The 26,161-nt window shown below is 64.5% G+C and carries 26 protein-coding genes and 1 tRNA gene; 16 read left to right on the top strand and 11 right to left on the bottom strand.

Translation table 11 applies throughout. The features are described from left to right. Positions 1–6 precede the first annotated feature (6 nt). Positions 7–1,116, top strand: a complete 1,110-nt coding sequence (locus HHL26_RS12255; protein WP_066560598.1) for an AI-2E family transporter — start codon at positions 7–9, stop codon at positions 1,114–1,116. 72 nt (positions 1,117–1,188) lie between these two features. On the opposite strand, the gene HHL26_RS12250 is transcribed toward HHL26_RS12255, so the two are convergent. From HHL26_RS12250 to HHL26_RS12240, 3 genes are all read right to left on the bottom strand, one after another. Beyond that, entirely contained in the window at positions 1,189–3,063 is a 1,875-nt protein-coding gene (locus HHL26_RS12250; RefSeq protein ID WP_066560601.1) for an ABC-F family ATP-binding cassette domain-containing protein, read from the bottom strand. Between the two features lie 281 nt (positions 3,064–3,344). Beyond that, positions 3,345–5,603 carry a glycoside hydrolase family 3 N-terminal domain-containing protein gene (locus HHL26_RS12245; RefSeq protein WP_066560604.1) on the bottom strand — a complete coding sequence of 753 codons (2,259 nt, stop codon included), beginning with the start codon at positions 5,601–5,603 and terminating at the stop codon, positions 3,345–3,347. Positions 5,604–5,725: 122 nt separating this feature from the next. After that, positions 5,726–5,812 (bottom strand) — tRNA-Tyr (locus tag HHL26_RS12240). A gap of 101 nt (positions 5,813–5,913) precedes the next feature. On the opposite strand from HHL26_RS12240, the gene HHL26_RS12235 reads away from it, so the two are divergent. Together HHL26_RS12235 and HHL26_RS12230 are read left to right on the top strand one after the other, a co-directional pair. Beyond that, positions 5,914–6,666 carry an RNA methyltransferase gene (locus HHL26_RS12235; protein ID WP_066560622.1) on the top strand — a complete coding sequence of 251 codons (753 nt, stop codon included), beginning with the start codon at positions 5,914–5,916 and terminating at the stop codon, positions 6,664–6,666. A 32-nt stretch (positions 6,667–6,698) separates the two neighbouring features. Beyond that, positions 6,699–7,466, top strand: coding sequence for a hypothetical protein (locus HHL26_RS12230; RefSeq protein ID WP_066560625.1), 768 nt, complete (start codon positions 6,699–6,701; stop codon positions 7,464–7,466). Between the two features lie 19 nt (positions 7,467–7,485). Here the strand turns inward: HHL26_RS12230 and HHL26_RS12225 are convergent, their stop codons facing one another. Next, positions 7,486–7,803 carry a 2Fe-2S iron-sulfur cluster-binding protein gene (locus tag HHL26_RS12225; protein ID WP_066560627.1) on the bottom strand — a complete coding sequence of 106 codons (318 nt, stop codon included), beginning with the start codon at positions 7,801–7,803 and terminating at the stop codon, positions 7,486–7,488. Between the two features lie 79 nt (positions 7,804–7,882). On the opposite strand from HHL26_RS12225, the gene HHL26_RS12220 reads away from it, so the two are divergent. The 3 genes from HHL26_RS12220 (at position 7,883) to HHL26_RS12210 (ending at position 9,237) form a co-directional block, all read left to right on the top strand. Further along, positions 7,883–8,500: a DNA-3-methyladenine glycosylase gene (locus tag HHL26_RS12220; protein WP_066560629.1), complete on the top strand. Its 618-nt coding sequence runs from the start codon at positions 7,883–7,885 to the stop codon at positions 8,498–8,500. Further along, positions 8,501–8,728, top strand: coding sequence for a hypothetical protein (locus tag HHL26_RS12215; protein WP_066560636.1), 228 nt, complete (start codon positions 8,501–8,503; stop codon positions 8,726–8,728). A 71-nt stretch (positions 8,729–8,799) separates the two neighbouring features. Then, entirely contained in the window at positions 8,800–9,237 is a 438-nt protein-coding gene (locus tag HHL26_RS12210) for a response regulator (protein ID WP_066560639.1), read from the top strand. Here HHL26_RS12210 and HHL26_RS12205 read toward each other — a convergent pair. Then, positions 9,182–10,705: a PAS domain-containing protein gene (locus HHL26_RS12205; protein ID WP_066560641.1), complete on the bottom strand. Its 1,524-nt coding sequence runs from the start codon at positions 10,703–10,705 to the stop codon at positions 9,182–9,184. The genes HHL26_RS12210 and HHL26_RS12205 overlap by 56 nt on opposite strands. Then, positions 10,698–11,981 (bottom strand): UDP-N-acetylglucosamine 1-carboxyvinyltransferase, encoded by a 1,284-nt coding sequence (gene murA / locus HHL26_RS12200; RefSeq protein ID WP_066562055.1) that lies wholly within the window; start codon positions 11,979–11,981, stop codon positions 10,698–10,700. Before murA ends, HHL26_RS12205 begins: the two co-directional genes overlap by 8 nt. A gap of 207 nt (positions 11,982–12,188) precedes the next feature. Here murA and HHL26_RS12195 point away from each other — a divergent pair, with 207 nt between their 5' ends. Next, positions 12,189–12,926: a Crp/Fnr family transcriptional regulator gene (locus HHL26_RS12195; protein ID WP_066562060.1), complete on the top strand. Its 738-nt coding sequence runs from the start codon at positions 12,189–12,191 to the stop codon at positions 12,924–12,926. Positions 12,927–12,965: 39 nt separating this feature from the next. On the opposite strand, the gene HHL26_RS12190 is transcribed toward HHL26_RS12195, so the two are convergent. Further along, positions 12,966–13,532 (bottom strand): HNH endonuclease, encoded by a 567-nt coding sequence (locus tag HHL26_RS12190; protein ID WP_066560643.1) that lies wholly within the window; start codon positions 13,530–13,532, stop codon positions 12,966–12,968. Between the two features lie 123 nt (positions 13,533–13,655). Between HHL26_RS12190 and gluQRS the strand changes: the two genes are divergently transcribed. The 6 genes from gluQRS (at position 13,656) to egtD (ending at position 18,874) form a co-directional block, all read left to right on the top strand. Further along, on the top strand, positions 13,656–14,534 hold the full coding sequence (gene gluQRS, locus HHL26_RS12185; protein ID WP_237229850.1) for a tRNA glutamyl-Q(34) synthetase GluQRS: 879 nt from the start codon (positions 13,656–13,658) through the stop codon (positions 14,532–14,534). Positions 14,535–14,543: 9 nt separating this feature from the next. Next, on the top strand, positions 14,544–14,777 hold the full coding sequence (locus HHL26_RS12180) for a twin transmembrane helix small protein (protein WP_066560645.1): 234 nt from the start codon (positions 14,544–14,546) through the stop codon (positions 14,775–14,777). A gap of 16 nt (positions 14,778–14,793) precedes the next feature. Further along, on the top strand, positions 14,794–15,363 hold the full coding sequence (locus HHL26_RS12175) for a cob(I)yrinic acid a,c-diamide adenosyltransferase (protein WP_066560646.1): 570 nt from the start codon (positions 14,794–14,796) through the stop codon (positions 15,361–15,363). A gap of 118 nt (positions 15,364–15,481) precedes the next feature. Next, positions 15,482–16,348: a GGDEF domain-containing protein gene (locus HHL26_RS12170; protein ID WP_066560652.1), complete on the top strand. Its 867-nt coding sequence runs from the start codon at positions 15,482–15,484 to the stop codon at positions 16,346–16,348. Between the two features lie 296 nt (positions 16,349–16,644). Further along, complete coding sequence (gene egtB / locus HHL26_RS12165) at positions 16,645–17,913, top strand: ergothioneine biosynthesis protein EgtB (RefSeq protein ID WP_066560653.1); 1,269 nt, start codon at positions 16,645–16,647, stop codon at positions 17,911–17,913. Positions 17,914–17,917: 4 nt separating this feature from the next. After that, positions 17,918–18,874 carry an L-histidine N(alpha)-methyltransferase gene (egtD, locus tag HHL26_RS12160; RefSeq protein WP_066560654.1) on the top strand — a complete coding sequence of 319 codons (957 nt, stop codon included), beginning with the start codon at positions 17,918–17,920 and terminating at the stop codon, positions 18,872–18,874. Between the two features lie 22 nt (positions 18,875–18,896). Here the strand turns inward: egtD and HHL26_RS12155 are convergent, their stop codons facing one another. From HHL26_RS12155 to typA, 3 genes are all read right to left on the bottom strand, one after another. Continuing rightward, positions 18,897–19,952, bottom strand: coding sequence for a DUF1176 domain-containing protein (locus HHL26_RS12155; protein WP_066560656.1), 1,056 nt, complete (start codon positions 19,950–19,952; stop codon positions 18,897–18,899). Between the two features lie 61 nt (positions 19,953–20,013). After that, a complete protein-coding gene (locus HHL26_RS12150; RefSeq protein ID WP_066560663.1) occupies positions 20,014–21,336 on the bottom strand; it encodes a NupC/NupG family nucleoside CNT transporter in 1,323 nt (440 codons plus the stop codon). 302 nt (positions 21,337–21,638) lie between these two features. Further along, positions 21,639–23,459 carry a translational GTPase TypA gene (typA, locus tag HHL26_RS12145; protein WP_066560665.1) on the bottom strand — a complete coding sequence of 607 codons (1,821 nt, stop codon included), beginning with the start codon at positions 23,457–23,459 and terminating at the stop codon, positions 21,639–21,641. A 221-nt stretch (positions 23,460–23,680) separates the two neighbouring features. Here typA and HHL26_RS12140 point away from each other — a divergent pair, with 221 nt between their 5' ends. From HHL26_RS12140 to HHL26_RS12130, 3 genes are read left to right on the top strand one after another with little or no spacing between them, the layout of a single operon-like run. Beyond that, the gene (locus HHL26_RS12140) at positions 23,681–24,892 is read left to right on the top strand and encodes a toxic anion resistance protein (RefSeq protein ID WP_066560667.1); all 1,212 of its coding nucleotides are present in this window, start codon (positions 23,681–23,683) and stop codon (positions 24,890–24,892) included. A gap of 4 nt (positions 24,893–24,896) precedes the next feature. Beyond that, a complete protein-coding gene (locus tag HHL26_RS12135) occupies positions 24,897–25,610 on the top strand; it encodes a hypothetical protein (RefSeq protein WP_066560669.1) in 714 nt (237 codons plus the stop codon). Positions 25,611–25,625: 15 nt separating this feature from the next. After that, the gene (locus HHL26_RS12130; protein ID WP_169576123.1) at positions 25,626–25,781 is read left to right on the top strand and encodes a hypothetical protein; all 156 of its coding nucleotides are present in this window, start codon (positions 25,626–25,628) and stop codon (positions 25,779–25,781) included. Positions 25,782–25,793: 12 nt separating this feature from the next. Here HHL26_RS12130 and HHL26_RS12125 read toward each other — a convergent pair whose 3' ends face one another. Then, positions 25,794–26,093, bottom strand: coding sequence for a PilZ domain-containing protein (locus tag HHL26_RS12125; RefSeq protein WP_066560671.1), 300 nt, complete (start codon positions 26,091–26,093; stop codon positions 25,794–25,796). Positions 26,094–26,161 lie beyond the last annotated feature (68 nt).

Below are 26,161 nucleotides of genomic sequence, written 5' to 3'. Positions count from 1 at the left end.
GGCGTCATGGACAGCAAACAGTCGCCAGCCGCGCATATAGAGGACGGGGTCTTCCTGGGCTTCGTCCTCATCGTCTCGATCGCCTTCGCTCTGGTGATCGAGCCGTTTTTCGCCGCGATCCTGTGGGGCGTAATCGCCGCCATCCTGTTCGCGCCGGTCAACCAGGCATTGATCGGCATGATGCCCCGGCGGCGGAACAGTTCGGCGGCCTTGACGCTGTTGCTGATCATCGCTGTGGTGATCGTGCCGGCCATCATCCTGGCCATGGCGCTGGTGCAGGAAGCGACGATCTTCACCGCCAGGGTGCAATCGGGGGAGATCAACTTCGCCCGCATGTTCGCGCAGTTCCAGGCGAGCCTGCCCGGTTGGGCGGCGGCCTTTCTGGAGCGATTGGGCATCACCAATTTCGCCGCCGTGCGCGAGATGCTGAGCGAAGGCATCACCTCCAGCTTCCGCACGGTCGCGACGCAGGCGCTGCAGATCGGGCAGAGCGCATTCAGCTTCCTGATGGCGCTGGGCGTGATGCTGTACCTCACTTTCTTCCTGTTGCGCGACGGGCCGAAGCTGGCCGCGATGGTGGACCGGGCTGCACCGATGCGGACCGCCTATCGCCGGGCCTTGATGGAGCAGTTCGTCATCGTCACCCGCGCGACGATCAAGGGCAGCATCGTCGTCGCCATCGTGCAGGGGGTGATCGGCGGAGTCGTGTTCTGGGCGCTGGGGTTGCCGGGCGCGCTGTTGTGGGGCGTGCTGATGGGGGCATTCTCGCTGATCCCGGCGGTTGGGACGGGGCTGATCTGGGTGCCGGTCGCGATCTATCTGTTTGTCACCGGGGCGGTGGTGAAGGGATTGATCCTCGCCTTTTGCGGGATGTTCGTGATCGGGATGGTCGACAATATCCTGCGCCCGGTGCTGGTCGGGCGGGATACGCGGATTCCGGATTATGTGGTGCTGATCACGACCTTGGGCGGGATCGATCTCTTCGGGTTCAACGGCATCGTGATCGGGCCGGTCATCGCGGCGCTGTTCATCGCCACCTGGAATATCGTGACACGAATGCGCAGTGGGGTCGACGGGCTGGAAGGGCCGCTGACGGAGGAGCCTTCTGGGGGATGAGCCGCCGTATTCCTGCGAAGGCAGGAACCCAGTGCAGACGTTGCCTTATCCATTGAGGGCAGAACTGGGCTCCTATAGCTCTTCCAGCGCCGCGCTGGCTTCCATCCAGACTTCTTCCACCGATTCCAGCTTCTTCTCGACATCCGCGCGCTTTACCATGAGCTGCGTCATGGTCATCTTCGCCTCCGCGCCGCTGGCGGATTTGGGATCGAACAGCGCCTGATCGATCCGGCTGCGCTCGGCGTTGAGCGTCGCCATTTCCTTTTCGGCCTTGCTGAGGGCGTTCTTCGCCGCCTTCTGCTTCTCGCGCCATTCGGCGGCGTTGCGCTTTTCCGCCTTGCGGTCGGCCTTGGGCGCGTCGCCGCCCCCATTGCTGCCGTTCCCGTCGGCCTTGCGCAGGATGATGTCGGTATAATCCTCCAGACTGCCGTCGAAGGGCTGGGCCGTGCCGCCGTCGACCAGCACCAGCCGATCGGCCACCAGCTCGATCATGTGGCGGTCGTGGGAAACGATCACCACCGCGCCCGAATAGTCGTTGAGCGCCTGCACCAGCGCCTCGCGACTGTCGACGTCGAGGTGGTTGGTCGGCTCGTCGAGGATCAGCAGATGGGGCGCGTCGCGGGTGATGAGCGCCAGCGCCAGCCGCGCCCTCTCCCCGCCTGACATGGAGCCGACCTTCTGCGTGGCGCGCTCGCCGGTGAAGCCGAAGCGGCCGAGCTGGGCGCGGACGGCGGCGGGAGTCGCGCCCTTCATCACGCGGCTCATATGTTCGAGCGGCGTGTCAGTGATATCGAGTTCTTCCACCTGATATTGGGTGAAATAGCCGACATTCATCTTGGCCGAGGCGTTCATCGCGCCTTCCATCGGCTTTAGCTGCGCGGCGATCAGGCGAGCGAGCGTGGTCTTGCCATTGCCGTTGCGGCCGAGCAGCGCCAGCCGATCGTCGGGATCGATGCGCAGGTTCACCCGGCGCAGGACCGGCGTGTCGTTATAGCCGACCGCCGCCATGTCCATGGTGATCAGCGGCGGGCGCAGTTCGGGCGGGCTGGGGAAACCGAAATGCAGCGTCGGGTCTTCGATGGCGGCGGCGATGGGCTGCATCCTCGCCAGCGCCTTGGCGCGCGATTGCGCCTGTTTCGCGGTCGAGGCGCGGGCCGAGTTGCGGGCGACATAGTCCTGCAACTTCTCCCGTTCCGCCTGCTGCTTGGCGCGGGCGGCTTCCTGCTGGGCGAGCCGTTCGGCGCGCTGACGCTCGAAAGCGTCGTAGCCGCCGGGGTAGAGCATGATCTTTCCGCCCTCCAGATGGAGGATATAGTCGACCACATTATTGAGCAGATCGCGCTCATGGCTGATGACGACCACGGTGCCGCGATAGGCCTTCAGGAAATTTTCCAGCCAGAGCGTCGCTTCAAGGTCGAGATGGTTCGACGGTTCGTCGAGCAGCAGCAGTTCGGGGTTGGAAAAAAGCAGCGAGGCCAGCGCCACGCGCATCTTCCAGCCGCCCGAATAGCTGTCGAGCGGACGGCCCTGCATTTCCTCGTCAAAGCCGAGGCCGACGAGGATGCGCGCTGCGCGGGCGGGCGCGGTATAGGCGTCGATGGCGTTCAGGCGTTCGTAGATATGGCCGAGGCGGTCGGGGTCTTCGGTATGCTCCGCCTCCGCCATCAGGGCTGCGCGTTCCTTGTCGGCGGCCAACACAGTGTCGAAAGGCGTGGCGGTGCCGGAGGGCGCCTCCTGCGCGATATAGCCAAGGCGCGTGTCGCGGGGCATGTCGCAACTGCCCTCGTCGGGGTCGAGCTGGCCGATCATCACCTTCATCAGCGTCGATTTGCCCGCGCCGTTGCGGCCGATCAGGCCCACGCGGCTGCGCGGCGGCAGCGAGGCGCTGGCGCGGTCGAGGATGGTGCGGCCGCCAAGGCGCACGGTGATGCCGTTCAGGGTAAGCATGGCCGCGCCCTCTAGCAGAGCCGCGCCACGTGGTGAAGGCGCTGGGATGGAGTTTTACAGTCAGCCATGCGCTTGCGAAGTACACAGCGTTGTGGGGAACGCATTTGCGTGGATGCGGACGGGTGGCGTTGATTTCGCAACAGGAGAATTTTTGCGAAATGGCGTACGGACGGCGCCCGGACGGCGCGGAGCGCAAAGGGTTGACGGTGGGAAAGAGCCATCGGGGTTATGGCATGGGTTTGGCGGTGTAGGACAGGATTTTGAGCGCCCTCCGATTATCCCTACCCCTCCGCATAGAGGGTGAACGTCCCCCTCAATCCCCCGGCGCTCGACTGGCCGACCCACAGGTCGAACGCGCCCGGCTCCGCGATGATCCTGTTCCCCGCGCCCACAAATTGGAGGTCTGTGCGGGAGAGGGAGAAGCGGACCGTCCTGCTTTCTCCTGCCCCCAGAGTGACGCGCTCGATGCGCTTCAACTCGCGGATCGGGCGGGTGCGGCTGGCCACCCGGTCGCGGATATACAGCTGCACGACCTCGCTGCCCTTGCGGGTGCCTTTGTTGGTGAGGCGCGCCGTCACTTCGATGGCACGGTCCCAGCGCAGCGCGCTGTCGGAGAGCTTCAGATCCTCCAGCACGAAATCGCTGTAACTGAGGCCATGGCCGAAGGGATAGCGCGCGCTGTTGTCGGTGGTGGCGTAGCGCGAGCGATATTCGGTGCGGTTGTCGATCACCGGGCGGCCAGTCGATTTGCGATCGTAGAAGAAAGGCTCCTGCCCCGATTCCCACGGGAAGCTGACCGGCAGCTTGGCCGACGGATTTTCCTTGCCGAAGAGGATGTCGGCAATGGCGTGGCCGGATTCGGAGCCGAGAAACCATGTAGCCAGGATCGCCTGCGCATTGGCGACGCCATCATGCAGCGCCAGCGCGCGGCCATGGCGCAGGAGGACGACCACGGGCTTGCCGGTGGCGGCGACGGCATTGGCCAGCGCCTGTTGCACGACGGGGATTTCGATGGCGGTGCGCGATTGCGCTTCGCCCGACATGTCCTGCGATTCCCCCAAGGCGAGAATGACGATGTCGGCCGCCCTGGCGGTTTCCACCGCCGTGGCCACGCCGCCGTCGATCGGGGTCAGGATGCCGCTGCCCGGCGCGATCAGCAATTTGCCGGGGTCCGGCATGGCGGCGCGCAGGCCGGTGGCGATGTCGACGCCCTTGCCCTTGTCGCCGTAAAAGGCCCAGGGGCCGTAGATGTTCGCCTTGTCCTCGCCAAAGGGGCCGATCAGGGCGATGCTCTGCCCCTTGGCCGGATCAAGCGGGAGGACACCGCTATTTTGCAGCAGCACGATCGAACGGGTAGCGGCTTCGCGGGCCAATGCGCGATGGGCCGGGGTGAAGATGCGGGTCTTTTCCACCTCCTCGTTCAGCGAGCGGTACGGATTTTCGAACAGGCCGATGGCGGTCTTCACATAAAGGATGCGGCGCACGGCGACGTCGACCGTCTCCATCGGCACGGCGCCGCTTTTCACCAGATCGGGGATGTGGCGGATATAAAGGCCGCTCTGCATCGACATGTCGACGCCCGCGAGAATGGCAAGGCGGGTGGCGTCGCGCTCATCCTCCGCATAGCCGTGGGCGATGAGTTCCTCGTCAGCCGTATAGTCGGAAAAGACGAAGCCCCGGAACTTCATCTCGCCCCGCAGCGTGTCGGTCAGGAGATCGCGGTCGGCGGTGGCGGGCACGCCGTTGATCTCGCTGAAGGCCGCCATGGTGGTGAGCGCCCCCGCCGCGAAGGCCGCGCCGAAGGGCGGAAGATGGGTTTCGCGCAAGGTCTCGTCGCTGATGTCGACGCTGCCATATTCCAGGCCGCCTGAAACAGCGCCATAGGCGGCGAAATGCTTGGGGCAGGCAAGCAGACTGTCGTCGCGGCGCAGATCGCGCCCCTGAAAACCGCGCACCCGCGCGGCGGCGAACAGGCCGCCAAGATAGACATCCTCCCCCGCCCCTTCGACCACGCGCCCCCAGCGTTGATCGCGGGCGACATCGACCATCGGCGCGAAGGTCAGGTGCAGCCCCGATGCGGTGGCCTCGACCGCCATGGCGCGGGCGGTGCGTTCGGCCAGCGAAGGATCGAAACTGGCCGATTCGCCCAAAGTCACCGGGAAGATCGTCTTGATGCCATGGATCACATCGCCCGCGAACAGCAGCGGAATCCGCAAGCGGCTTTGCTTGAGCGCGATGTCCTGGGCGCGGCGGGCGCCAGCTACGCCGATGCCGTTGAACAGGCAGCCGACACGGCCCTTGCGGATTTCGTCGGCTAGATCCTTTTCATTCTGGATGCCAACCTGCGGATTGGGCGGATTATAGGGGCGGAAACTGTCGGCCAGACAGGTCATCTGGCCCGCCTTTTCCTCTATCGTCATGCGCGCGATCAGCTCGTCCACGCGCTCCACCTCGCTCGCGGCGAAAGCGCGGCGGGGAAGCGGAAGAGTGAGAAAGCCGGCTAGGGCGGCGGTCAGAACGGCGCGGCGATCGATGGTCATCGAGGGGAGTGTAGCAGATGTCGGATGAACCGCACTTGTCCCGTCAGCGCATGCAGGAAAGCAACTGGCGGAGCGGTGGGCTGAGCCGTAAGGCCGATCAATATCAGCCTGAAACCTGGCGATGGTGGACAGGGCTGGATTCGAACCAGCGTACGGGAAACCCGGGCAGATTTACAGTCTGCTGCCTTTAACCACTCGGCCACCTGTCCAGTCGCCTAACCGTGTCGAAGAATGCCCCGATCGGCTGGAGGGCGCTCCAATGGCGAATGGAGACTTGCCTGTCAATGGTGCAATGTGAAAAGAGCGCGTCATGAAAAGAGGAAATCGCACCGGAAAGTCCAAAGGGACCTTTCCCCGCTTTTATGGACGGCATGCCGTCATCGCCGCGCTCGCCAATCCGGACCGGATCGTGCGCAAGATCTGGGGGACGCGGGAGGCGCTGAATGCGCTCGACCTGCCGCCGGTCTTGCCCATCGTCTATGCCGATGTGGCGGACCTTGGCCGCATGGTGCCGTCGGACGCGCCGCATCAGGGCATCGTGGCCGAGGTCGAGCCGCTGGACGATGTCTGGCTGGGCGACGCGCTGGAGGCGGGGCAGGACGACGGACCGGGTTATGGGCGCCCCGTGCTGGTGCTGGATCAGGTGACGGACCCGCATAATGTCGGCGCGATCCTGCGGTCGGCGGCGGCGTTCGATGCGCTGTGCATCGTGACGCAGGACCGGCATGCGCCGCCCGAATCAGGGGTGCTGGCGCGGTCCGCTTCGGGGGCGCTGGAAATCGTGCCCTGGGTGCGGGTGGTGAACCTGGCCCGCGCGCTCGATGAGATTGCGGAAGCCGGTTACTGGCGCATCGGGCTGGATGGCGAAGCGGATCAGACGCTGGGCGAGGCCATCGGCACGTCGCGGGTCGCGCTGGTGCTGGGGGCCGAGGGCGAAGGGTTGCGCCACAACAGCATGGCGCATTGCGACATTTTGGCTAAACTGCCGATCAGCCCGCGCATGGAAAGCCTCAATGTTTCCAATGCCGCGGCGATCGCCCTTTATGCGGCTGCCAGCCGGTAAACGCATAAAGGCTGAACGACAGGGGGTTTGACATGGCCGCTTTTCTGCGCGCTGCCACAGCTTTGGCGGCCTGTCTGCTGCTCTCTGCCTGCCTGGTGACGCCTGGCAAGTTCGAATCGACGCTCGACATCCGCGCCGACCGGAGCTTCAGCTTCACCTATAAGGGCGAGATATTGGCGACCGATATGGGCAAGGGTCTCGGTTCGATGCCCTCAGGCGACGATCCGATCGACGACGCTGCGCCCAAGGAGCAGCAGAGCACGCTGCGCACTGCCCTCCAGCCCAAGGAACAGGGCAAGGCAGAGGAGCGGTTCGACGGCCCCGACAGCAAAAGCGGGAACGACAAGAGCGACGAGCAGCAGATGCAGGCGATCGCGGCGGCGCTTTCGAAGGAAAAGGGCTTTCGGTCAGCCCGCTACATGGGCAATCACAAGTTCGAGATCGACTATGCGATCAGCGGCAAGCTGACCCACGCCTTCCTCTTCCCCTTCAACAGCGACGCACAGATCGTGCTGCCTTTCGTCGCGGTGGAACTGCGCGGAGAGGATCGGGCGCGGATGAAGGCGCCCGGCTATTCCAACGGCTATGACAAGAGCCAGAACCCGATGGGTGGCAGCAGCTCGGGCGAGGACGCGGCCAAGGCGCTGGACGGCACCTTCACCCTCACCACCAATACCGAAATCGTCAGCCAGAATCAGGAAGACGGCGCCCAGAATGTGCCGCAGGGCAAGCGGATCGTCTGGAAAGTAACGCCGCTGACCAGCGAGGCGCCCGCCGCCACGCTAAGGTTCAAGCCTTAGCGCGGCGGGCGGCGCTCAATCAATCTTCCGGCGCGATGGTGATGCGCAGGCCGTCCAGCGAATCGCTGAAGGTGAGCTGGCAGGACAGGCGGCTCGTCCCGTTGCGATGGTCGGAGCTGTCGAGCAGGTCGTTCTCATCTTCGCTGACCGCCGGCAGGCTGTCGGCAAAGGCCGGGTCGACATAGACGTGGCAGGTCGCGCAGGAGCAGCAGCCGCCGCACAGAGCCAGCAGTTCGTCAAAGCCGTTGTCGCGGATGATTTCCATCACGGAAAGGCCGCTCTGTGCCTCCACCGCCTGTTCTTCGCCCGAACGGTTGACCACAATCAGTTTCGCCATGTACCCAGGTCCCTCAAAATTTTTTCCCGCCGCTCATGTCGGACGGGCAGCGGGAAATCAAGGGCCGGACTGCAATTCTATGGTGAGCACAGCAGAACAATTGCGGATCGGCCTGGATAATATCGCCGCGATGGAGCCCGGTTTCGCCGCCGCGATCGGCCGGGTCGGCTATCCCCTGCCCCGTGTCCGCGAGCCGGGCTATGAAACATTGCTGCGCACCATCGTCGGCCAGCAGGTGAGCGTCGCGGCGGCGGCGGCGGTCTGGCGCAAGCTGGAGGCGGAACTGGGCGAGGGCTGCGCGCCGGACGCGCTGCTCGCCCGCGACTTCGATGCCTTGCGCGCCTGCGGCCTGTCGCGGCAGAAGCAAGGCTATGCCCGCAGCCTGGCCGAATTGGTGATGGACGGCGGCATCGACCTGCACAAGCTGCCCGCCGACGATGAAGAAGCCATCGCCCAATTGGTGCGGATCAAGGGGATCGGACGCTGGTCGGCGGAAATCTACCTGTTGTTCGCGGAAGGGCGACCGGACATCTGGCCCGCGGGCGACCTGGCCGTGCAGATCGAGATTGGGCGGATATTGGGCTTGCCCGAACGGCCCAGCGAGAAGCTGACGCGCGACCTGGCCGAGCGCTGGCGCCCGCATCGCGGCGCGGCGGCGATCATGGCCTGGCACCATTATAATATGGAGGTTTTGTAGGTGTCTCTGCCCCATGCCCGCTACATCGTCCTGGAACATGAGGGCGTGTGGAAGATCAATCTCGACAACCGCTATTATGGTCCGTTCGCGACATGCGAAGCCGCTGTGGAAAACGCCACGGCGACAGCGCGCAAGGCTGGCGAGGCGGGTTATCCGGCCTCTGTCCTGCTGATGCGGGGGACCGATTTCGAGACGCTCTGGAGCAGCGTGCCGGAAAATAGCGGGTAAAAGTTTTTCGCACCTGCGGGAACCGGCTCGCCCTTTGCGCATTTATTGCCTCCAGTTGCGTGGGCTTTGGGATGAGCAAAAAGGTTCTGATCGTAGAAGACGAGATTTTCGTCGCGCTGGAAATCGAACATATCGTCGAGGATGCGGGCTTCACGGTCGGCGCGATCGCGGCTGACCGTCAGGCTGCGCTCGACGCCGCCGATGATTGCGACATCGCGCTGGTCGACCTCAATCTGCGCGATGGGCCGACGGGACCGGGCATCGGCGTCGAACTGGCCAGCCAATATGGCATCCGCGTCATCTATGTGACGGCCAATCCCGCGCAGATCGGCGCGGCGTCCGCCGCCGCGCTGGGCGTCATCACCAAGCCGTTCCGGGCGCACAGCATCGCTGAGACGCTGCACCTGGCCGCGACCGACCAGCCAAAGCTGGAAGCCGCTGAAATTGTGGGCTTTACGCCTTTCCTGCCGTCGTCCGGCTCATGGACCGCACTGGAATCCAGAGGCTGAGGCGCAGGCCTTCGGGCCGCCAGTCGCGCATCATGCGTCCCCCCAATTGCCGTTCGATGCTAAGTTGCATCAGCCGGCTGCCAAAACCTTCGCTGGTCGCGGGGACGGCAGGTGGACCGCCCTCCTCCCGCCAGTCGATGCGGATATCCCGGTCCTCGCCCTTCACCTCTATCGTGACCCGGCCCTCAGGCACCGACAGCGCGCCATATTTGGCGGCGTTGGTCGCCAGTTCATGGAACAACAGCGCCAGCGGCGTGGCGGAACGGTCGTCGACCGGCGGATTGTCGCCCGAAAACCGGATGCGCGGGCCCATCGCATCGCGATAGGGCGCGAAAATCTGCTCCAATATGCCCCAGAGCAGACCCTCGCCATGATCCGGCTGGGAATGGGGGCCATGGGGCCGCACGAAATCATGGGCGCGGCCCAGCGCCATGATGCGGTCGCGCAGATCGTCGGCGGCGGCACGGATTTCGGGATGCTCGCGCGCCGACAGGCCGATCAGACCGGAAATCACCGAAAAGATGTTCTTGATGCGGTGGGACAGCTCATGGGCGATGACCTCCCGCTCCTCCACCATCGCGATCTGGTCGTTGATGTCGGTGCAGGTGCCGATCCAGCGGATGATCGTCCCTTCCGCATCCCGGATCGGCAGCGCGCGGCCCAGCGTCCAGCGATAGTCGCCGCCGTGGTGCCGCATGCGATATTCGATCTCATAGGGGTCGCCGGTTGCAAGGCTGTGGCGCCAACGTTCCCAGGCCCGCGGCTGATCCTCCGGATGGAAGATGGCGCTCCATCCCTCGCCATCGGTGGCGCCCTGCGCGACGCCGGTAAATTCGTACCAGCGGGCGTTGAAATAATCATTATAGCCATCGGGCAGAGCCGACCAGACCATTTGCGGCATGGTGTCGGCCAGGGTGCGGAACATGCGGTCGCTTTCGGCCACCGCCTGCGCATCCCTTTCCTGCTGGGCAATGACGTCGCGGTCGCGGCGGCGCCCCTCCAGTTCCACCATCACCTGCCGGGCGAGCAGGGTCAGACCCTGCCGCTGGAGATCGGTAAGGTCCGCGCGCGGCTGATCATCGATGACGCAGAGCGCGCCGAGAGACGCGCCTTCGCTGTCGATCAGCGGCGCTCCGGCATAGAAACGGATGAAGGGCGCGTCCGTAACCAGGGGGTTATCGGCAAAATGCGGGTCCAGCGTGGCGTCGGGCACCACGAAGATCGCCTCCCCCAACATGGCGTGGGCGCAAAAGGAAATGTCGCGCGGCGTTTCCTCCGCATCGAGGCCGGAGCGGGCGAGGAAGCGCTGACGGTCTTCCTCGACGATGCTGACGAGCGCGATCGGCGTTTCGCAGAGCGCGGCGGCGAAGGCGGTAATCTGATCGAGCGTGGCAAAGCCACCGGTATCGAGATCGTAGCGCGCCAGCAGCGCCGCGCGATCCGTCTCGAGCCCGCGCCCTTCAGCCATCGCTGACGCGCTCTATGTCGGCGCCGACGGCGGAGAGCTTCTCCTCCAGCCGTTCATAGCCCCGATCGAGATGATAGACGCGGTTAACCTGGGTCTCTCCCTCCGCGGCCAATCCCGCCAGGATGAGGCTCATCGAGGCGCGCAGGTCGGTCGCCATGACAGGCGCGCCGACCAGCCGGTCTACGCCGCGCACCACCGCCGTGCGGCCATTGACGCCTATGTCCGCGCCCATGCGCGCCAGTTCGGGCACGTGCATGTAGCGGTTCTCAAAGATCGTCTCGGTCAGCACCGACGCGCCGTCCGCCAGCGTCAGCATCGCCATGAACTGCGCCTGCATGTCGGTCGGGAAGGCCGGGAAAGGCGCGGTCGAGATGGTGAGCGGGCGCAGCCTGCCGTCCGCCGACACCTTGATGCCGTCCTTCAATTCCTCGACATGGACACCCGCGTCGCGCAGCGCGGCGAGGATGGCGTGCATGTCGTCGGCGCAGGCGCCCGCCAGTTCCAGCGAACCGCCGGTGATCGCGGCGGCGCAGGCATAGCTGCCCGCCTCGATCCGGTCGGGCATGACGCTGTAGGTTGCGCCATGCAGCCGGTCGCGGCCGTGGATGATCAGCTTGTCGGAACCGACGCCCTCTATATCGGCGCCCATGGCGATCAGCAGCTTGCAGAGATCGACGATCTCCGGCTCCCGCGCCGCATTTTCCAGGATGCAGGTGCCCTTGGCCAGCACCGCCGCCATCACCGCATTTTCGGTCGCGCCGACCGACACCACCGGGAAGGTGTAGATGCCGCCGGGCAGGCCGCCATCGGGCGCGCTGGCGCGGACATAGCCGGCATTGATCTCGATGATCGCGCCAAAGGCTTCCAACGCCTTCAGGTGCAGATCGATCGGGCGGTTGCCGATGGCGCAGCCGCCCGGCAGCGACACCCGCGCCTCGCCCGCGCGGGCGAGCAGGGGGCCAAGCACCAGGATCGACGCGCGCATCTTGCGCACGATGTCATAGGGCGCTTCGGTCGAGGTGACGCGGCCTGCGCGCAGCGTCATGACGCGGCCGAAATCCTCCGGCCGGGCGCCTTCGATCATGGTCGACGCGCCTAGCTGGTTGAGCAGATGGCCGAAGCTGTCGACATCGGCCAGGCGCGGCAGGTTGCGCAGGGTCACCGGCTCGTCGGTCAGCAAGGCGCAAGGAAGCAGCGTCAGAGCGGCGTTTTTCGCGCCGGAAATGGGAAGGCGGCCATTGAGCGCTTTGCCGCCGCGAATGTGAATGCGGTCCATCGCTGGGTTCTTACCGTTAATTGCGTTTTTCGCAAGGCGGGTCGGCTCGACATTGCGCGCGCCGCGCCTCTTTGTGACGCCGCCATGAAACATTTGTGCGTTCGCCCGCGCATTATTGATCGAGTTTAGTGCAACTTGCGGAAATGCAGCCAAAAGACGCGTGGGGCGTTTTGCCATCGTAACGACAATGTAAGCAAAAAGGTGTTTTTGGTGGCAACAAGTTGTTTCGCGGACAGGTTGGCGAAGCATGTGCCTCTGTCCGATGCAGAAAAGAAAGCGCTTGCCCGGCTTGAGGAAAATCCCCGCAAGGTAAAGCGCGGCGCGATGATCCAGCGGGTCAATGATACGGTCACGGAACTGTTCGTCCTGCGCGAAGGACGGGTGATGAGCTTCGTCATCCTGCCCGACGGCAGCCGACAGATATTGCGCGTCTATTTTCCGGGCGATTTCATCGGGTCGGCCAGCACCATCTACAGCAAGGCGCCGGAATCGCTGGTGGCCCTGTCCGATGCGATCATCTGTCCGTTCGACAAACATGCCTTGCGGCGTCTGCTGGAGGAATATCCGCGGGTCGCGGCGCTGCTGTTCCTGCTGTCCAATGCGGAGCGCGTCGCGCTGACGGACCGGCTCGCCTCATTGGGGCGGACCTCGGCCAAGGCGCGGGTCGCGTCCTTCCTGCTCGATATTTTCGATCGATTGCGCGTGACGGACGACGGCATCGTCGACAGCTTCGACCTCAAACTGACGCAGGAGGAGATTGGCGACGCGATCGGCCTCACCTCCGTCCATGTGAACCGGATGATCCGGCAGATGGAGCAGGAAGGGCTGATCGGGCGGGCCAATGGTCGGATCACCCTGCTCGACATGGCGCGGCTGGAGGAGATCGGCCACTATACCAACCGGCACAAGGATATGGATCTGGACTGGATTCCGGCAATGTCGTGAAAACGGCCATCTCCCTTCCCTTTCAAGGAAGGGGGATTGTCACGCCAGCAGTTCCACATCCCAATAAAGCCAGTCGTGCCAGCTTTCGTGCAGATAATTGGGCGGGAAGGCGCGGCCATGCTCCTGCAATTGCCAGCTTGTCGGGCGGATCGGCGTCACGTGCAATTGCATATGCGCTTCCTTGGGCGTGCGGCCGCCTTTCTTGAGGTTGCAGGGGGAGCAGGCCGTGGCGACATTTTCCCAGGTCGTGCGCCCGCCGGCGCGGCGCGGTATGACATGGTCGAAGGTCAGGTCGCTTTGCGAACCGCAATATTGGCAGGCGAACTTGTCGCGCAGGAACAGGTTGAACCGGGTGAAGGCGGGATGTTCCGACGGCTTCACATATTGCTTCAGCGCGATCACCGAGGGAATCTGCATCTGGATGCTGGGGCTGTGCACCTGCCGCTCATAGCTGGCGACGATGTCCACCCGATCCAAAAAAACCGCCTTGATAGCGGTTTGCCAAGGCCAGAGGCTCAACGGATAATAGCTTAACGGCGTGTAGTCTGCATTCAAGACCAGGGCCGGACAGTTTTCCGGATGTCGTATCAGGTCGGGATGGTACATATATTACCCTTCAACCCCCTTTGCCTCCGCTCTGATTGACCAGAAACGTGACGGGAGCATGACAGCATTAACGACCCCATCCCGTCAAGGGCCAGTATGATTCAATCCCCCAGACCACAGTATATGGTGACTCGCTTCGCACCGAGCCCAACCGGTAGGTTGCATGTCGGACACGCCTGGTCGGCATTGCTGGCCATGGACATGGCCCGCGCGCAAGGCGGATCATTCCGCCTCCGGATCGAGGATATCGACGGCACCCGCAGCCGGCCGGAACATGTCGCCGGGATCGTCGAGGATCTGCACTGGCTGGGCGTCGCATGGGACGGCGAGATCGTCTTTCAGTCGGCGCGTCTGGACCATTATGAAGCGGCGTTGCGGCGGCTGGAGGCGATGGGATTGCTCTATCCCTGCTTCTGCACCCGCGCCGATATCGCGGCAAGCGCCATGGCGCCGCATGGACCGGAAGGGCCGGTCTATCCGGGGACGTGCAGAGGGTTAGCCGAGGGGGAACGGGCGCGGCGGATCGCGGCGGGCGAGCCGCATGCGTGGCGGATCGATATGGCGCAGGCAGTGGAACGAGTGGGGTCTGTGAGCTGGAACGCGCTGCCCTTTCCGCTGGAAGATGGGTTACAGGCGCAGGTGATCGGAGCCAGACCGATCGCGGCAGGCGACGTCGTGCTGGCGCGCAAGGATGCCCCCGCCAGCTACCACCTGTCCTGCACGCTGGACGATGCGGCGATGGGCGTGACCCATGTGCTGCGCGGCGACGATCTGCGGGACGCGACGGATATTCACCGGCTGATTCAGGCACTGCTCGACCTGCCCTCACCCGCCTATATCCACCATCCCTTGCTATTGGGGCCGGACGGCAGGCGGTTGGCCAAGCGCGACGGGTCGATCGCGCTGGCCGATCTGCGGGCGCAAGGCGCCGATCCACGGCGTCTGGCCGACGACCTTCGCCATATGCGCTTTCCGATTGGCATTTCTCTGGCGACAGCCTAGATTCATGACATGAACACCCTTCTCGTCATCGCCCTGATCCTGGCCATGGGCGCCACCCTGTTCGCGCTGATCCGGGGGATCGTCGCCTTTCTGCAGGCAAGCAAGGAACAGTTGAACTCGCCCGAGGGCGGGCCAAGCCAATCCAGCCTCAAGCAGAACAGGATGATGATGAACCGCATCCTGTTCCAGGCGGTGGCCGTGATCATCGTTGCCATCCTGCTGCTGATGAAGGGCAACGGTTGACGGGGGTTGGCCGGTCATGGTGAAGCTCAACAAGATATACACCCGTACCGGCGATACGGGCACCACCGGCCTTGTCGACGGATCGCGCCTGCCCAAACATGCCCCGCGCATGCAGGCGGTGGGCGACGTCGATGAGGCGAACAGCGCCATCGGCCTTGCCATCGTCGCGATCGGCGCCGCGCCGGATGCTGGCTGGCTGACCACCATCCAGAACGATCTGTTCGATCTGGGCGCCGACCTCGCCACACCCATTCCCGAAGGGGAGGATGAGCCCTGGGCGCTGCGCATCGTCGCGTCCCAGGTCGAGCGGCTGGAAAAGCAGATCGATGCTATGAACGCCGAACTGGCGCCACTGGACAGCTTCATCCTGCCGGGCGGATCGGCAGCCGCCGCAGCAGTGCACCTCGCCCGCGCCGTCACCCGACGCGCGGAACGGAGCGCGACCGCCGCCGCAGCAGAGGTGGCGCTCAATCCCCAGGCGCTGGCCTATCTCAACCGGCTGTCCGACCTGCTGTTCGTGCTGGCCCGGCGCCTCAACGGCAATGGCGCGGGCGACGTAAAATGGGTGCCGGGCGCCTCCCGCTGACCATTCGACTCTTGAAGGGCACGATTCGTCCATGGAACAGGCATTAACCCTGTTCCTTCATTCCCCCTTTACACGCCGCACCAATTTTGGGCCTCGATTTCAACGACAGGGTCCAGGGATGCAGTTCTACCTCGCAACTTCCTTCCTCTTTCCCCGCGCCCTGCGGTTCCGGCTCTTCGCGCTCTGCTTCGCCACCACGCACCTGCCACTGCTGGCCTATATCGGCTGGGGCGCGGCAACGGGGCGGTTCGCATGGGCGGAGTTCATCATCCTGATGCTCGCCACCTTGGCGGCCGCCGCAGGAGCATTGCTGGGCATCGGCGCCTTGCTGGACCCGATCCATGAGCGGGAAGGGATGGTGGAAGAACCCGTAAGGAAACGAAGCGCGCTGGCCCTGCCTGAAATCAGCGACATCATCTCCAGACTCTTTTCCGGAATGCGCCGGGCGGCCGTAATGACGCAGGAACAGGTCGACGAACTGAACATCGCCGCGCATGAGGATGCCCTGACGGGCATCGCCAACCAGCGCGGCTTCCTGGCGCAGCTCGACGCGCTGCCGCTCGCCAGGCGCCGGGGATGCATCGCGATCATCGACATCGACCATTTCGAGCAGGTCAACGGCCAACTGGGCCATGATGCCGGCGATCGCCTGTTGGCGGACTTCGCCACGCGCCTGTCGTCGCAGACCCGCCGCATCGACATCGTCGCCCGCTGGGGAGGCCAGGAATTCGCCATCTTCTATCAGGACGCGATCGAGGATGAGGCGAGCTGGTCGCTGGCCCGCATCGCGGAACGGATGCGGCAGGAGCCGGTCGGCGCGGTAAACGGCCAGCCGATCACCTTTTCTGCCGGGCTTTGCGCCTGGCGCGGCGGCCCGGTGACGGCGGCGATCGACCAGGCCGACGAAGCGCTCCACCGCGCCAAGCGGTCCGGGCGCGATCAGATCCGGCGGGCCGAAAAGCCCTCTGCTTCCGTTTATAGTTAGGGGATTTGGGTCACATTCGGGGGTGGGGCCGGCTTGGGTGGAAGCGGACGGTCTGCTTAGCGCTTTTTCTTGAAGCGCATCGTGCTCCTGCGAAGGCAGGAGCCCAGTTCCCTACGGTGCGATGATCCACAAACGGCGGAACTGGGTTCCTGCCTTCGCAGGAACACGGATGCGCTCAATGGCTTGCATTGGCCAATCCTAGCCCTCCCCAATATCCACGCACCCCGGTCGGAACCTAACCGCCCCTTCATGCGATTGTCCCGCGAGAGCGGCGCAACCGTATCGGAGGGGCATGCATGGCCAGAAGCCGGACAGCACCGAGCCAGATCGATCTTATCACCCGCTATCGCGAGGTCAGGGCGCTGAGCGAAGCGCTGGCCGCGCCGCTGTCCGACGCCGATGCGACCGTCCAGTCCATGCCCGACGCATCGCCCGCCAAATGGCATCTGGCGCATGTAAGCTGGTTCTTCGAAAGCTTCGTCCTGCGCGATCATATGGCGGGCTACAAGCCCTTCGACCCGCATTACGCCTATCTCTTCAACAGCTATTATGAGGCCGAGGGGCCGCGCCATGCCCGGCCGATGCGGGGCGTGCTGACCCGGCCGACACTCAAGGAAATCCGCGCCTATCGCGCGCATGTCGACAAGGCGCTGATCACCGCCCTGCCGATGCTGATGCCCGATGCGCAGGCGCTGGTGCTGCTGGGCCTCCACCATGAGCAGCAGCATCAGGAATTGCTGCTGACCGACATGCAGCATCTGCTGTCGCTCAATCCGCTGGAGCCCGCATTGTTCGACGCGCCCAATGCGCTGCCTGCGCCGGTCCCCGGCCCGCTGCACTGGATAGAGGGGCGGCAGGGGCTGGTCGAGATCGGTGACGACGGCAAGAGCGATTTCGCCTTCGATTGCGAAACGCCCCGTCACAAGACGGTGCTCCACCCGCACGCCCTGGCGCACCGGCTTATCACCAACGGCGAATGGATCAACTTCATCGAGGATGGAGCCTATGACGATCCCGCCCACTGGCTATCGGATGGCTGGGCCTGGGTCCGGGCCGAGGGGATAGACGCGCCGCTTTACTGGCGGCGCGGCGATCAGGGCTGGACGCGCTTCGGGCTGGATGGCCGCAAGCCGGTCAATCCCGCCGCGCCCGTCAGCCATATCAGCCTGTATGAGGCGGACGCCTATGCGAGCTGGGCCGGTGCGCGATTACCGACCGAGGCGGAATGGGAAAGCGCCGCGCTGAACGTCGCGCCGACCAGCGGCAACCAGTTGGACGGCCCCGCCTGCCCCCGCCCCCGCGCGCCGGAGGGCGGATCGGCGCTGACCCAAATGTACGGCGATGTGTGGGAATGGACCGGCAGCGCCTTTCGCCCGCATCCCGGCTTTCGGGCGGCGGAAGGCGCCGTGGGCGAATATAATGGCAAGTTCATGTCGGGCCAGTTCGTGCTGAAGGGCGGCAGTTGTGCCACCCCACGCGGCCATATGCGGGCGAGTTACCGCAATTTCTTCTACCCCCATCAACGCTGGCAGTTCACCGGGCTGCGGCTGGCAAAGGATTTGTGAGGCGATGCTGCTGACTAAGGACGCTACGCTGCCGCTGCGCGCGCCCGATCCGGCTTTTCGGAGGGACATTATCGAGGGGCTGTCGCGCCACCCCAAGGCGACGCCGCCCATCTGGTTCTACGACCGGCGCGGGTCGGAACTGTTCGAGGCGATCACCGACCTGCCCGAATATTATCCGACGCGCACCGAAACCGCGCTGCTGGAACGGCATGGCCCGGATTTCGCCCAAGCCATCGGCACCGGCCGGGCAGTGGTGGAATTCGGCGCGGGCAGTTCGCGCAAGACCCCGCATCTGCTGCGCGCCGTCGACCCCGCCGCCTATGTGCCGATCGACATCAGCGGCGATTTTCTTCGCGCTGCGAGCGCCGAACTGGCATCGGCCTTTCCCGGTCTGCCCGTGTTGCCGGTGGTGGGCGATTTCAACGGCGAACTGGCCTTGCCCGCCGCGATCGATGGCTTGCCGCGCCTCGGCTTTTTCCCCGGATCGACCATCGGCAATATGGAACCCGATGCGGCGGTCGACCTGCTTCGGGCGATGCGGCGGCTGTTGGGGGAAGAGTCGATGCTGCTGATCGGCATGGACCGGATCAAGGACCGCGATCTGCTGGTCGCCGCCTATGACGATGCGGCCGGGGTGACGGCGGCGTTCAACCTCAACCTGATCGCCCGCATCAATCGCGAGCTGGAGGGTGACCTGCCGCTGGATGGCTTCGTCCATCGCGCCGTCTGGAACGATGACAAGGCGCGGATCGAAATGCATCTGGAGGCGGTGCGGCCCTTGCACTTCCACGTCGCGGGACAATGTTTCCGCATGGCGGCGGGCGAGACGATCCATACCGAAAGCAGCCATAAATATGGCGCACGCGACGAAAGGCTGCTGCTGCGCGCAGGCGGATGGGAGCCGGTGCGAGAATGGAGCGATGCGGACGGGCTGTTTTCGCTGATCCTCGCCCAGACATGAGAAAGGATCACAGCTCGCGGTCCTATTCGGTGACCTTCGCGGACCAGGTGGTGATCCAGTGCCAGGCGCCACGGCATTCTCCCATGGCGCTAGCCTCGACCAAACGGAAACGCGTTCCGTCCCACACATAGGATTCGCTGCCGCCGCAATCGCCCAAGCCCCGGCCCTTGGCATAGCTTTGTAGGGTGGACGTCTCCGGCGCCCAGCTTGCATTGACCAGCATCGGATGGCCGGCATCCTCGCTCCAGCCCGGCTGATAATCGAAACTGGCGAAGCGGAAGATCCGGCGCCCCGCTATGCCGGTGGCGATCACCGGGGCGGACGTGAAATTATAGGCTCCAGCGCCGCAGGGCACCAATACCAGCGTCTCCGTCTTCGAGAGGCGATACAGATCGGGGGGAGAGGATGCGTCCTTCATCTCATCGGCGCAGCCGGTGAATGTGCCAAGCGAGGTCAATTCCTCGCGCCAGAGCGCAGGCGGTTCCGCGCCGCCGGGCACGGCGACGCGCCGGATCGACGGGATGGCAGGCGCGGGGCGCACGGCGCTGCGGGCGAGCGGGCCGGTCGCAACCAGAGCCGCCACCGTTCCTGCCCGACCCTGTTTCGCATCCATATAGCGCAGCGCGGCGGCGGACCCGGCCAGCGATGGCCGATCGATCCGCTTGGCGCCGGAGCGGATTTCCATGCCCCCGCCCTTCGCCATGGCGATGGCCAGCGCGGACGCCTGCGGCCCCTGCACGCTGGCTTCGCCATCCACGCTCGCCGCGCTGGCGATCTTGCGGCCATCGATCAGGAAGTCCAGCGTCTCGCGCCCCTTGGCGTCGCGGCTGACCCAGATTTCGGGATCGGTAGTTGCACCGGCATCCCGGCTGATGCCCAGCATGACCGGCGTATCGGGCCAATCGCCGCCCTCGGGCAACAGCGACACGGCCTCGCACCGGTTGCGATTGTCGCAGCCGATGGTCCAGTCCTTATAGCTTTCCAATGTGCCGGGCTTTGGCGCCTGCGCGATGGCCGGCGCCATTCCCATGACCGCCGACAGCATGACTGCCAGCCCGAATATGCGTTTCGCCCCCATGGGTTAACCATAACCGATTCTACCGGCAGCGGGTAGAACTTTCGTTATAGAATCGGAACGATCAGCGCAGGCTGAGCATCAGGCCCGCCAGCGCCGCGCTCATGAGATTGGCGAGGCTGCCCGCCACCAGCGCCTTCAACCCCAGCCGCGCGATCACTGGCCGCTGGTTGGGCGCGAGATTGCCGGTGACGGCCATCTGGATCGCGATCGAGCTGAAATTGGCGAAGCCGCAAAGCGCGAAGGTGACGATGGCGATGGTCGCGGGCGACAGCGCGCCCTGCACCTGGCCCAGATTGATATAGGCGACGAACTCGTTCAGCACGACCTTGGTACCGAACAGGCCGCCCGCGATCTGCGCTTCGTTCCAGGGGATGTTGAGCAGATACATGACCGGCGAAAACACATAGCCGAGCAGTTGCTGGAAGCTGAGGTTCGAATAGCCGAACCAGCCGCCGATCCCGCCCAATATGCCATTGGCCAGCGCCACCAGCGCCACGAAGGCCAGTACCATGGCACCGACCGCGACGGCCAGCTTCACGCCGGTCTGCGCGCCCTGCGCCGCCGCCATGATCAGATTGGCGGGCTTTTCCTCGTCATGGGTCGCGGGCGGCATCGGCTCGCCGGGCGTCGCTTCGGGCAGCAGCGCGGCGGGACCGGCGCCGCTGATGCGTGTTTCGGGCAGGGCGATGTCGGGATGGTCGCCCAAGGGCAGTTCCGGTTCGCGTTCCGGCTCGTCGGGCATCATGATCTTCGCCATCAGCAGACCGCCGGGCGCGGACATGAAGCTCGCGGCAAGCAGATAGTCGATCTTGATCCCCATGGAGGCATAGGCCGCCAGGATGGTGCCCGCCACGCCCGCCATCCCGCTGGTCATGACGGCGAAGAGCTGCGGCGGGGTGAGGCCCGCCAGATAGGGGCGGATGACGAGCGGGCTCTCGCTCTGGCCGACGAAGATATTGGCGGCGGCGCACAGGCTTTCGACCTTGGACACGCCCGTCACCTTCTCGATCGCGCCGCCGACCCAGCGGACGATCTGCTGCATGATGCCCAGATAATAGAGGATCGACACCAGGCTGGCGAAGAAGATGATCACCGGCAGCGCGGCGATGGCGAAGCTGGCCCCGCCGATTTCCGGCTTGGCGAGCGGGCCGAAGATGAAATCCGTCCCCGCCTGCGCATAGCCGAGCAGATTCGACACGCCATGCGACATGCCCGCGATCACCGCACGTCCGGCAGGCACATAAAGCACCAGCAGGGCGATGCCTGCCTGCAACAGGAATGCCGCGCCCACGACCCGCGGCCGGACGGCGCGGCGGTCGGAGGACAAGGCGAAGGCAATGGCAAGGATCAGCGCGATGCCGGCTAGGCCAATGAGAAGATGCATGAAAAGCTTTCGCGGAAGAGCAGACGGCGCGACCATAAAGAGGGCGCAGCGGGGAGGCCAGCAGCTTTACGAGGGTGCAAATAGGTTTGAGGGATGTTTGGGTGGAAGGCGAACATCATTTCCGTCATCCCGGCGAAAGCCGGGATCTTAGGCGATAGCGCACGACCTAGCCTCAAGAGATCCCAGCTTTCGCTGGGATGACGATATTATCAACATCCGCAAATGGCCCTTCCGGACCATCCCAAAGCAAAAGGGGCCGGCGTCTCGCGACACCGGCCCCTTTTTTTCCTCTCAAAACTCAATCAGGCGGCAGCTTTGGCCCGCGACATGCGCTTGCGCTCGTTCGGGTCGAGATAGCGCTTGCGCAGGCGGATGTTCTTGGGCGTCACTTCGACCATTTCATCGTCATCGATATAGGCGATGGCCTGCTCCAGCGTCAGCTTGCGCGGCGGGGTCAGGCGGATGCTGTCATCCTTGCCGCTGGCGCGGAAGTTGGTCAGCGCCTTCGACTTCATCGGGTTGACTTCCAGGTCTTCCGGCTTGGCGTTTTCACCGATGATCATGCCTTCGTAGAGCGCCTCGCCCACGCCGACCATCAGGATACCGCGCTCTTCCAGCGGGCCGAGCGCATAGGCATTGGCCTCACCCGCGCCGTTGGAGATCAGCACGCCGTTCTTGCGGCCTTCGATCTTGCCCTTGTGGGGGCCATATTTCTCGAACAGGCGGTTCATGATGCCGGTGCCGCGCGTGTCGGACAGGAATTCGCCATGATAGCCGATCAGGCCGCGCGACGGCGCGGAGAAGGTGATGCGGGTCTTGCCGCCGCCCGAAGGACGCATGTCGGTCATCTCGGCCTTGCGGATGTTCATCTTGTCGACGACCGTGCCGGAAAATTCATCGTCCACGTCGATGACGACGATTTCATAAGGCTCGGTCCTGTTGCCGTTCTCATCCTCCCCGAACAGCACGCGGGGGCGCGAGATGCCGAGTTCAAAGCCTTCGCGGCGCATGGTTTCGATGAGCACGCCCAGCTGCAATTCGCCACGGCCGGCGACTTCGAAGCTGTCCTTGTCGTCGCTCTCCGTCACCTTGATGGCGACGTTCGATTCGGCTTCGCGGGCCAGACGGTCGCGGATCATGCGGCTCGTCACCTTGCTGCCTTCGCGGCCCGCCATCGGCGAATCGTTCACCGCAAAGCGCATCGACAGGGTCGGCGGATCGATCGGCTGCGCCTTGATCGGCACGCTGACCGAGGTGTCGCAGATGGTGTTGGCCACGGTCGCGACGGTCAGACCGGCGAGCGAGATGATGTCGCCCGCCTTCGCCTCATCCACCGGAACGCGATCCAGGCCGCGGAAGGACATGATCTTCGACGCGCGGCCGGTTTCGATCACATTGCCGTCCATGTCGAGCGCGTGGATCGGCTGGTTGACCTTGACCGTGCCCGACTGGACGCGGCCGGTCAGGATGCGGCCGAGGAAATTGTCGCGATCGAGCAGCGTCACGAGGAAGCTGAACGGCGCGTCCTGATCCAGCGACGGCGGCGGCACATGATCGACGATCTTCTGGAACATCGGCTCCAGCGTGCCCTCGCGGCGGCTGGGGTTATCGCTGGCATAGCCGTTGCGGCCCGAGGCATAGAGGACCGGGAAATCGAGCTGCTCGTCAGTGGCGTCCAGCGTCACGAACAGGTCGAACACTTCGTCCAGCACTTCCTGGATGCGCTCGTCGGGGCGGTCGACCTTGTTGACGACGACGATCGGGCGCAGGCCCAACGCCAGCGCCTTGCCAGTCACGAACTTGGTCTGCGGCATCGCGCCCTCCGACGAGTCGACCAGCAGGATCACGCCGTCGACCATGGAGAGGATGCGCTCCACCTCGCCGCCGAAGTCGGCGTGGCCGGGCGTGTCGACGATGTTGATGCGGATTCCGTTCCACTCGACCGAGGTCGGCTTCGCCAGGATGGTGATGCCCCGTTCCTTTTCGAGGTCGTTCGAGTCCATCGCGCGTTCCTCGACGCGCTGATTGTCGCGGAAGGTGCCGGACTGGCGGAAAAGCTGGTCGACGAGCGTGGTCTTGCCATGGTCGACGTGCGCGATGATCGCGATATTACGCAGGGACATGTCTTGCCTTTGGGATTTAAGGTTTCCCGGCGGGCACCACGCCTGTCCAGGACTATCGGGCGCGCCCCTACAGGAAATGACGCGCTGCGGCAAGCTTTGCGGGTAGGGCAGGAGCGATTGCAATGGCGGGGGCAGGCCTTTAGCGTGCGGCACAGGCTTGCAGCCGGACTGTTCTATATACATATAACAGTGCAAACGCTTGATGGCCCCTGGGAGATGACATGGCTTCGACCGCGCCGACCGCCACCGCTGACACGCTGAACCTCACTCCGCCCGATCCGGTGCCGCCGATCGCGCCCGAAAAAGCGGCGGGGCTGGTGCCCTTGGAAGACGAGAAAAGGTCGAAGCTGGACGAGAAGGTCGATGCCTTCATCGACGATCTGGTCGCGCAGGACGCCAATTCGCCCGAATTCGGGCAGCGCGTCGACCAGCTCACCAATATGGGGCGCAAGGAAATCGCGGAGGCTGCGGGACATTCCAACCGTTTTCTCGACCGCCCGGTGCGCGCCATGGACAGCGACAACAAGGTCGGCGTCGATCTGGCCGAACTGCGCCGAACCATCGAGGATCTCGATCCCGGCAAGCGCGGCAGCCTGACCGCGCCCAAGAAGCTGTTCGGCCTGATCCCCTTCGGCAACCGGATGCGCGATTATTTCGACAGCTATAAAAGCGCGCAGAGCCACATCAATTCGATCCTGGGCAGCCTGGCCAGCGGCAAGGACGTGCTGATCAAGGACAATGCCGCCATCGATGTCGAGCGGCAGAATATGTGGCAGACCATGGGCCGTCTGGAGCAGATGATCCATATCTCCAAGACGCTGGACGCCCGGCTGGAGGCGAAGGCGCTGGAGCTGGATTCAGCGGACCCGGCCAAGGCCAAGGCGATCCGCGAGAGCGCGCTTTTCTACATCCGCCAGCGCACGCAGGACCTGCTGACGCAGATGGCGGTGACGGTGCAGGGCTATCTGGCGCTGGACCTCGTCAAGAAGAACAATGTCGAACTGGTGAAGGGCGTGGACCGCGCCGGCACCACCACTGTCGCCGCGCTGCGCACCGCCGTCACCGTGGCGCAGGCGCTGGTCGGGCAGCGCCTGGTGCTGGAACAGATCACCGCGCTCAACACGACGACCGCGAACATGATCGATTCGACCGGCGAGATGCTGAAGACCCAGACTGCGCAGATCCATGAACAGGCGGCGTCCAGCACCATCCCGATCGAGACGCTGCAACGCGCCTTCCAGAATATCTACGATACGATGGACAGTATCGACACGTTCAAGCTGAAGGCGCTGGAGAATATGAAGACAACGGTGTCCACGCTGTCGAACGAGGTCGAGAAATCCAAGGGCTATATCGCCCGCGCCGAGGGACAGGCGCAGGCCGCGCAACAGGCACGCGTCGACAATCCGTTGCTGAGTTCGATCGAGGCCTGACAGGATGAGCCGGTCCGAACGCGTCCTGGCCGATGCCGAAGCGGTGCTCCGCCGCCATAGCGAGCGCGGGCAGAGCCTGTCGGCACGTGCGCGGCAAAGGCGCAATGCCGCGCTGATGCGCAAGGTCAAATATGCCTTCTGGGCAGTGATCGCGGTGCTGATCGGCAGCGCGGTGGCGGGCTTTGTGGCGCCGATCGGGACAAGCGGGGTCATGATCGCGCTGGGCGTCATGCTGGCGGCGGTGCTCCTGATCGCGGCGCTGCCGGGAGAAAAGCGCGTCAGGACAGAGGCGCTGGCGGAGACCGCGCTCACCGCCCTGCCGCTCCAGACCGAGATTTGGCTGGAAAATCAGCGCAAAGCCCTGCCCGCCCCCGCCGTCACCCTAGTCGACAGCATCGGCGTGAAGCTGGAGACCCTGTCGCCGCAACTTGAAAGGCTGGGCGAGCAGGATCCGGCGGCGCAGGAAATCCGCAAATTGCTGGCCGATCATCTGCCTGAACTCGTCACCGGCTATCAATCCATCCCCGAACCGCTGCGGCGCGAGGAGCGCAATGGCCGCGTCCCGGAAAAGCAGTTGATCGACGGACTTGGCGTCATCGACGCGGAAATCGCCCGGATGAGCGAGACGCTGGCGAGCGGCGATCTCGACAAGCTGGCGGTGCAGAACCGCTTCCTGGAGCTGAAATATCAGGAGGCGAAGGAACTTGGGCAGGAATAACGTCTTCCTAGCGTAATGATTCACCTTACGCTGATCATCGTCGATTTCCTGACTGGCTTGCTGGCTGCCGGCGCCTGGGCGCTGGCGAGCGCGGGCGGAGCGATCGCAGCGCTGGTCGGCGGCGGACTGCTGGGCGTATCGCTATTTCGGAAGTGGCGGCAGAAGGGATGAAGGAACGGCTATTCAGGCGCCTTCGATCCACACGGTCAAGGCATGCTGGGTCAAGGGCTGGTTGAACTGAATGCCGAAACGCTTGCCATTGGACCACATGACCCGGCCGCTCGCCTGCATGCCCAGCGCCTCGACGATGAGATAGGTGCCGGTCCTGGGCGGCGTTTCGCAATGGGCCAACGCGCCCGAGCAGGACAGGTCCAGAAAATGCGCCCGGGCCGCCGTGCCGCCGAAACGCAAGGCGACGGGTCCGAACATCTTGTGGCGCGGATCGTGCCGCCGCTGCCCGGCGGCGCCAGTCAGGTCAGCCATATCCTGCCCTCCCCCCAAGGCATATGATCATAAAATGGTCAAAAGCGTCCATCGAATCATGGTTGGCC

The organism is Sphingobium sp. TB-6, from assembly GCF_012927365.1.
Lineage (GTDB): Bacteria > Pseudomonadota > Alphaproteobacteria > Sphingomonadales > Sphingomonadaceae > Sphingobium.
Note: the sequence above shows the minus strand (reverse complement) of the source record. Positions and strands in the feature narration are given on the sequence as shown.

What these genes read in the sequence shown, in the direction of transcription:
- HHL26_RS12205 (WP_066560641.1), bottom strand. Translation starts at nt 10,705, where the DNA reads ATGGCTGAAGGGCGCGGGCTCGAGACGGATCGCGCGGCGCTGCTGGCG.
- HHL26_RS12235 (WP_066560622.1), top strand. Translation starts at nt 5,914, where the DNA reads ATGAAAAGAGGAAATCGCACCGGAAAGTCCAAAGGGACCTTTCCCCGC.
- HHL26_RS12130 (WP_169576123.1), top strand. Translation starts at nt 25,626, where the DNA reads ATGATTCACCTTACGCTGATCATCGTCGATTTCCTGACTGGCTTGCTG.
- HHL26_RS12220 (WP_066560629.1), top strand. Translation starts at nt 7,883, where the DNA reads ATGGTGAGCACAGCAGAACAATTGCGGATCGGCCTGGATAATATCGCC.
- HHL26_RS12170 (WP_066560652.1), top strand. Translation starts at nt 15,482, where the DNA reads ATGCAGTTCTACCTCGCAACTTCCTTCCTCTTTCCCCGCGCCCTGCGG.
- typA (WP_066560665.1), bottom strand. Translation starts at nt 23,459, where the DNA reads ATGTCCCTGCGTAATATCGCGATCATCGCGCACGTCGACCATGGCAAG.
- egtB (WP_066560653.1), top strand. Translation starts at nt 16,645, where the DNA reads ATGGCCAGAAGCCGGACAGCACCGAGCCAGATCGATCTTATCACCCGC.
- HHL26_RS12175 (WP_066560646.1), top strand. Translation starts at nt 14,794, where the DNA reads ATGGTGAAGCTCAACAAGATATACACCCGTACCGGCGATACGGGCACC.
- HHL26_RS12245 (WP_066560604.1), bottom strand. Translation starts at nt 5,603, where the DNA reads ATGACCATCGATCGCCGCGCCGTTCTGACCGCCGCCCTAGCCGGCTTT.
- HHL26_RS12225 (WP_066560627.1), bottom strand. Translation starts at nt 7,803, where the DNA reads ATGGCGAAACTGATTGTGGTCAACCGTTCGGGCGAAGAACAGGCGGTG.
- gluQRS (WP_237229850.1), top strand. Translation starts at nt 13,656, where the DNA reads ATGGTGACTCGCTTCGCACCGAGCCCAACCGGTAGGTTGCATGTCGGA.
- HHL26_RS12155 (WP_066560656.1), bottom strand. Translation starts at nt 19,952, where the DNA reads ATGGGGGCGAAACGCATATTCGGGCTGGCAGTCATGCTGTCGGCGGTC.
- HHL26_RS12140 (WP_066560667.1), top strand. Translation starts at nt 23,681, where the DNA reads ATGGCTTCGACCGCGCCGACCGCCACCGCTGACACGCTGAACCTCACT.
- HHL26_RS12230 (WP_066560625.1), top strand. Translation starts at nt 6,699, where the DNA reads ATGGCCGCTTTTCTGCGCGCTGCCACAGCTTTGGCGGCCTGTCTGCTG.
- HHL26_RS12255 (WP_066560598.1), top strand. Translation starts at nt 7, where the DNA reads ATGGACAGCAAACAGTCGCCAGCCGCGCATATAGAGGACGGGGTCTTC.
- egtD (WP_066560654.1), top strand. Translation starts at nt 17,918, where the DNA reads ATGCTGCTGACTAAGGACGCTACGCTGCCGCTGCGCGCGCCCGATCCG.
- HHL26_RS12250 (WP_066560601.1), bottom strand. Translation starts at nt 3,063, where the DNA reads ATGCTTACCCTGAACGGCATCACCGTGCGCCTTGGCGGCCGCACCATC.
- murA (WP_066562055.1), bottom strand. Translation starts at nt 11,981, where the DNA reads ATGGACCGCATTCACATTCGCGGCGGCAAAGCGCTCAATGGCCGCCTT.
- HHL26_RS12180 (WP_066560645.1), top strand. Translation starts at nt 14,544, where the DNA reads ATGAACACCCTTCTCGTCATCGCCCTGATCCTGGCCATGGGCGCCACC.
- HHL26_RS12190 (WP_066560643.1), bottom strand. Translation starts at nt 13,532, where the DNA reads ATGTACCATCCCGACCTGATACGACATCCGGAAAACTGTCCGGCCCTG.
- HHL26_RS12150 (WP_066560663.1), bottom strand. Translation starts at nt 21,336, where the DNA reads ATGCATCTTCTCATTGGCCTAGCCGGCATCGCGCTGATCCTTGCCATT.
- HHL26_RS12125 (WP_066560671.1), bottom strand. Translation starts at nt 26,093, where the DNA reads ATGGCTGACCTGACTGGCGCCGCCGGGCAGCGGCGGCACGATCCGCGC.
- HHL26_RS12210 (WP_066560639.1), top strand. Translation starts at nt 8,800, where the DNA reads ATGAGCAAAAAGGTTCTGATCGTAGAAGACGAGATTTTCGTCGCGCTG.
- HHL26_RS12135 (WP_066560669.1), top strand. Translation starts at nt 24,897, where the DNA reads ATGAGCCGGTCCGAACGCGTCCTGGCCGATGCCGAAGCGGTGCTCCGC.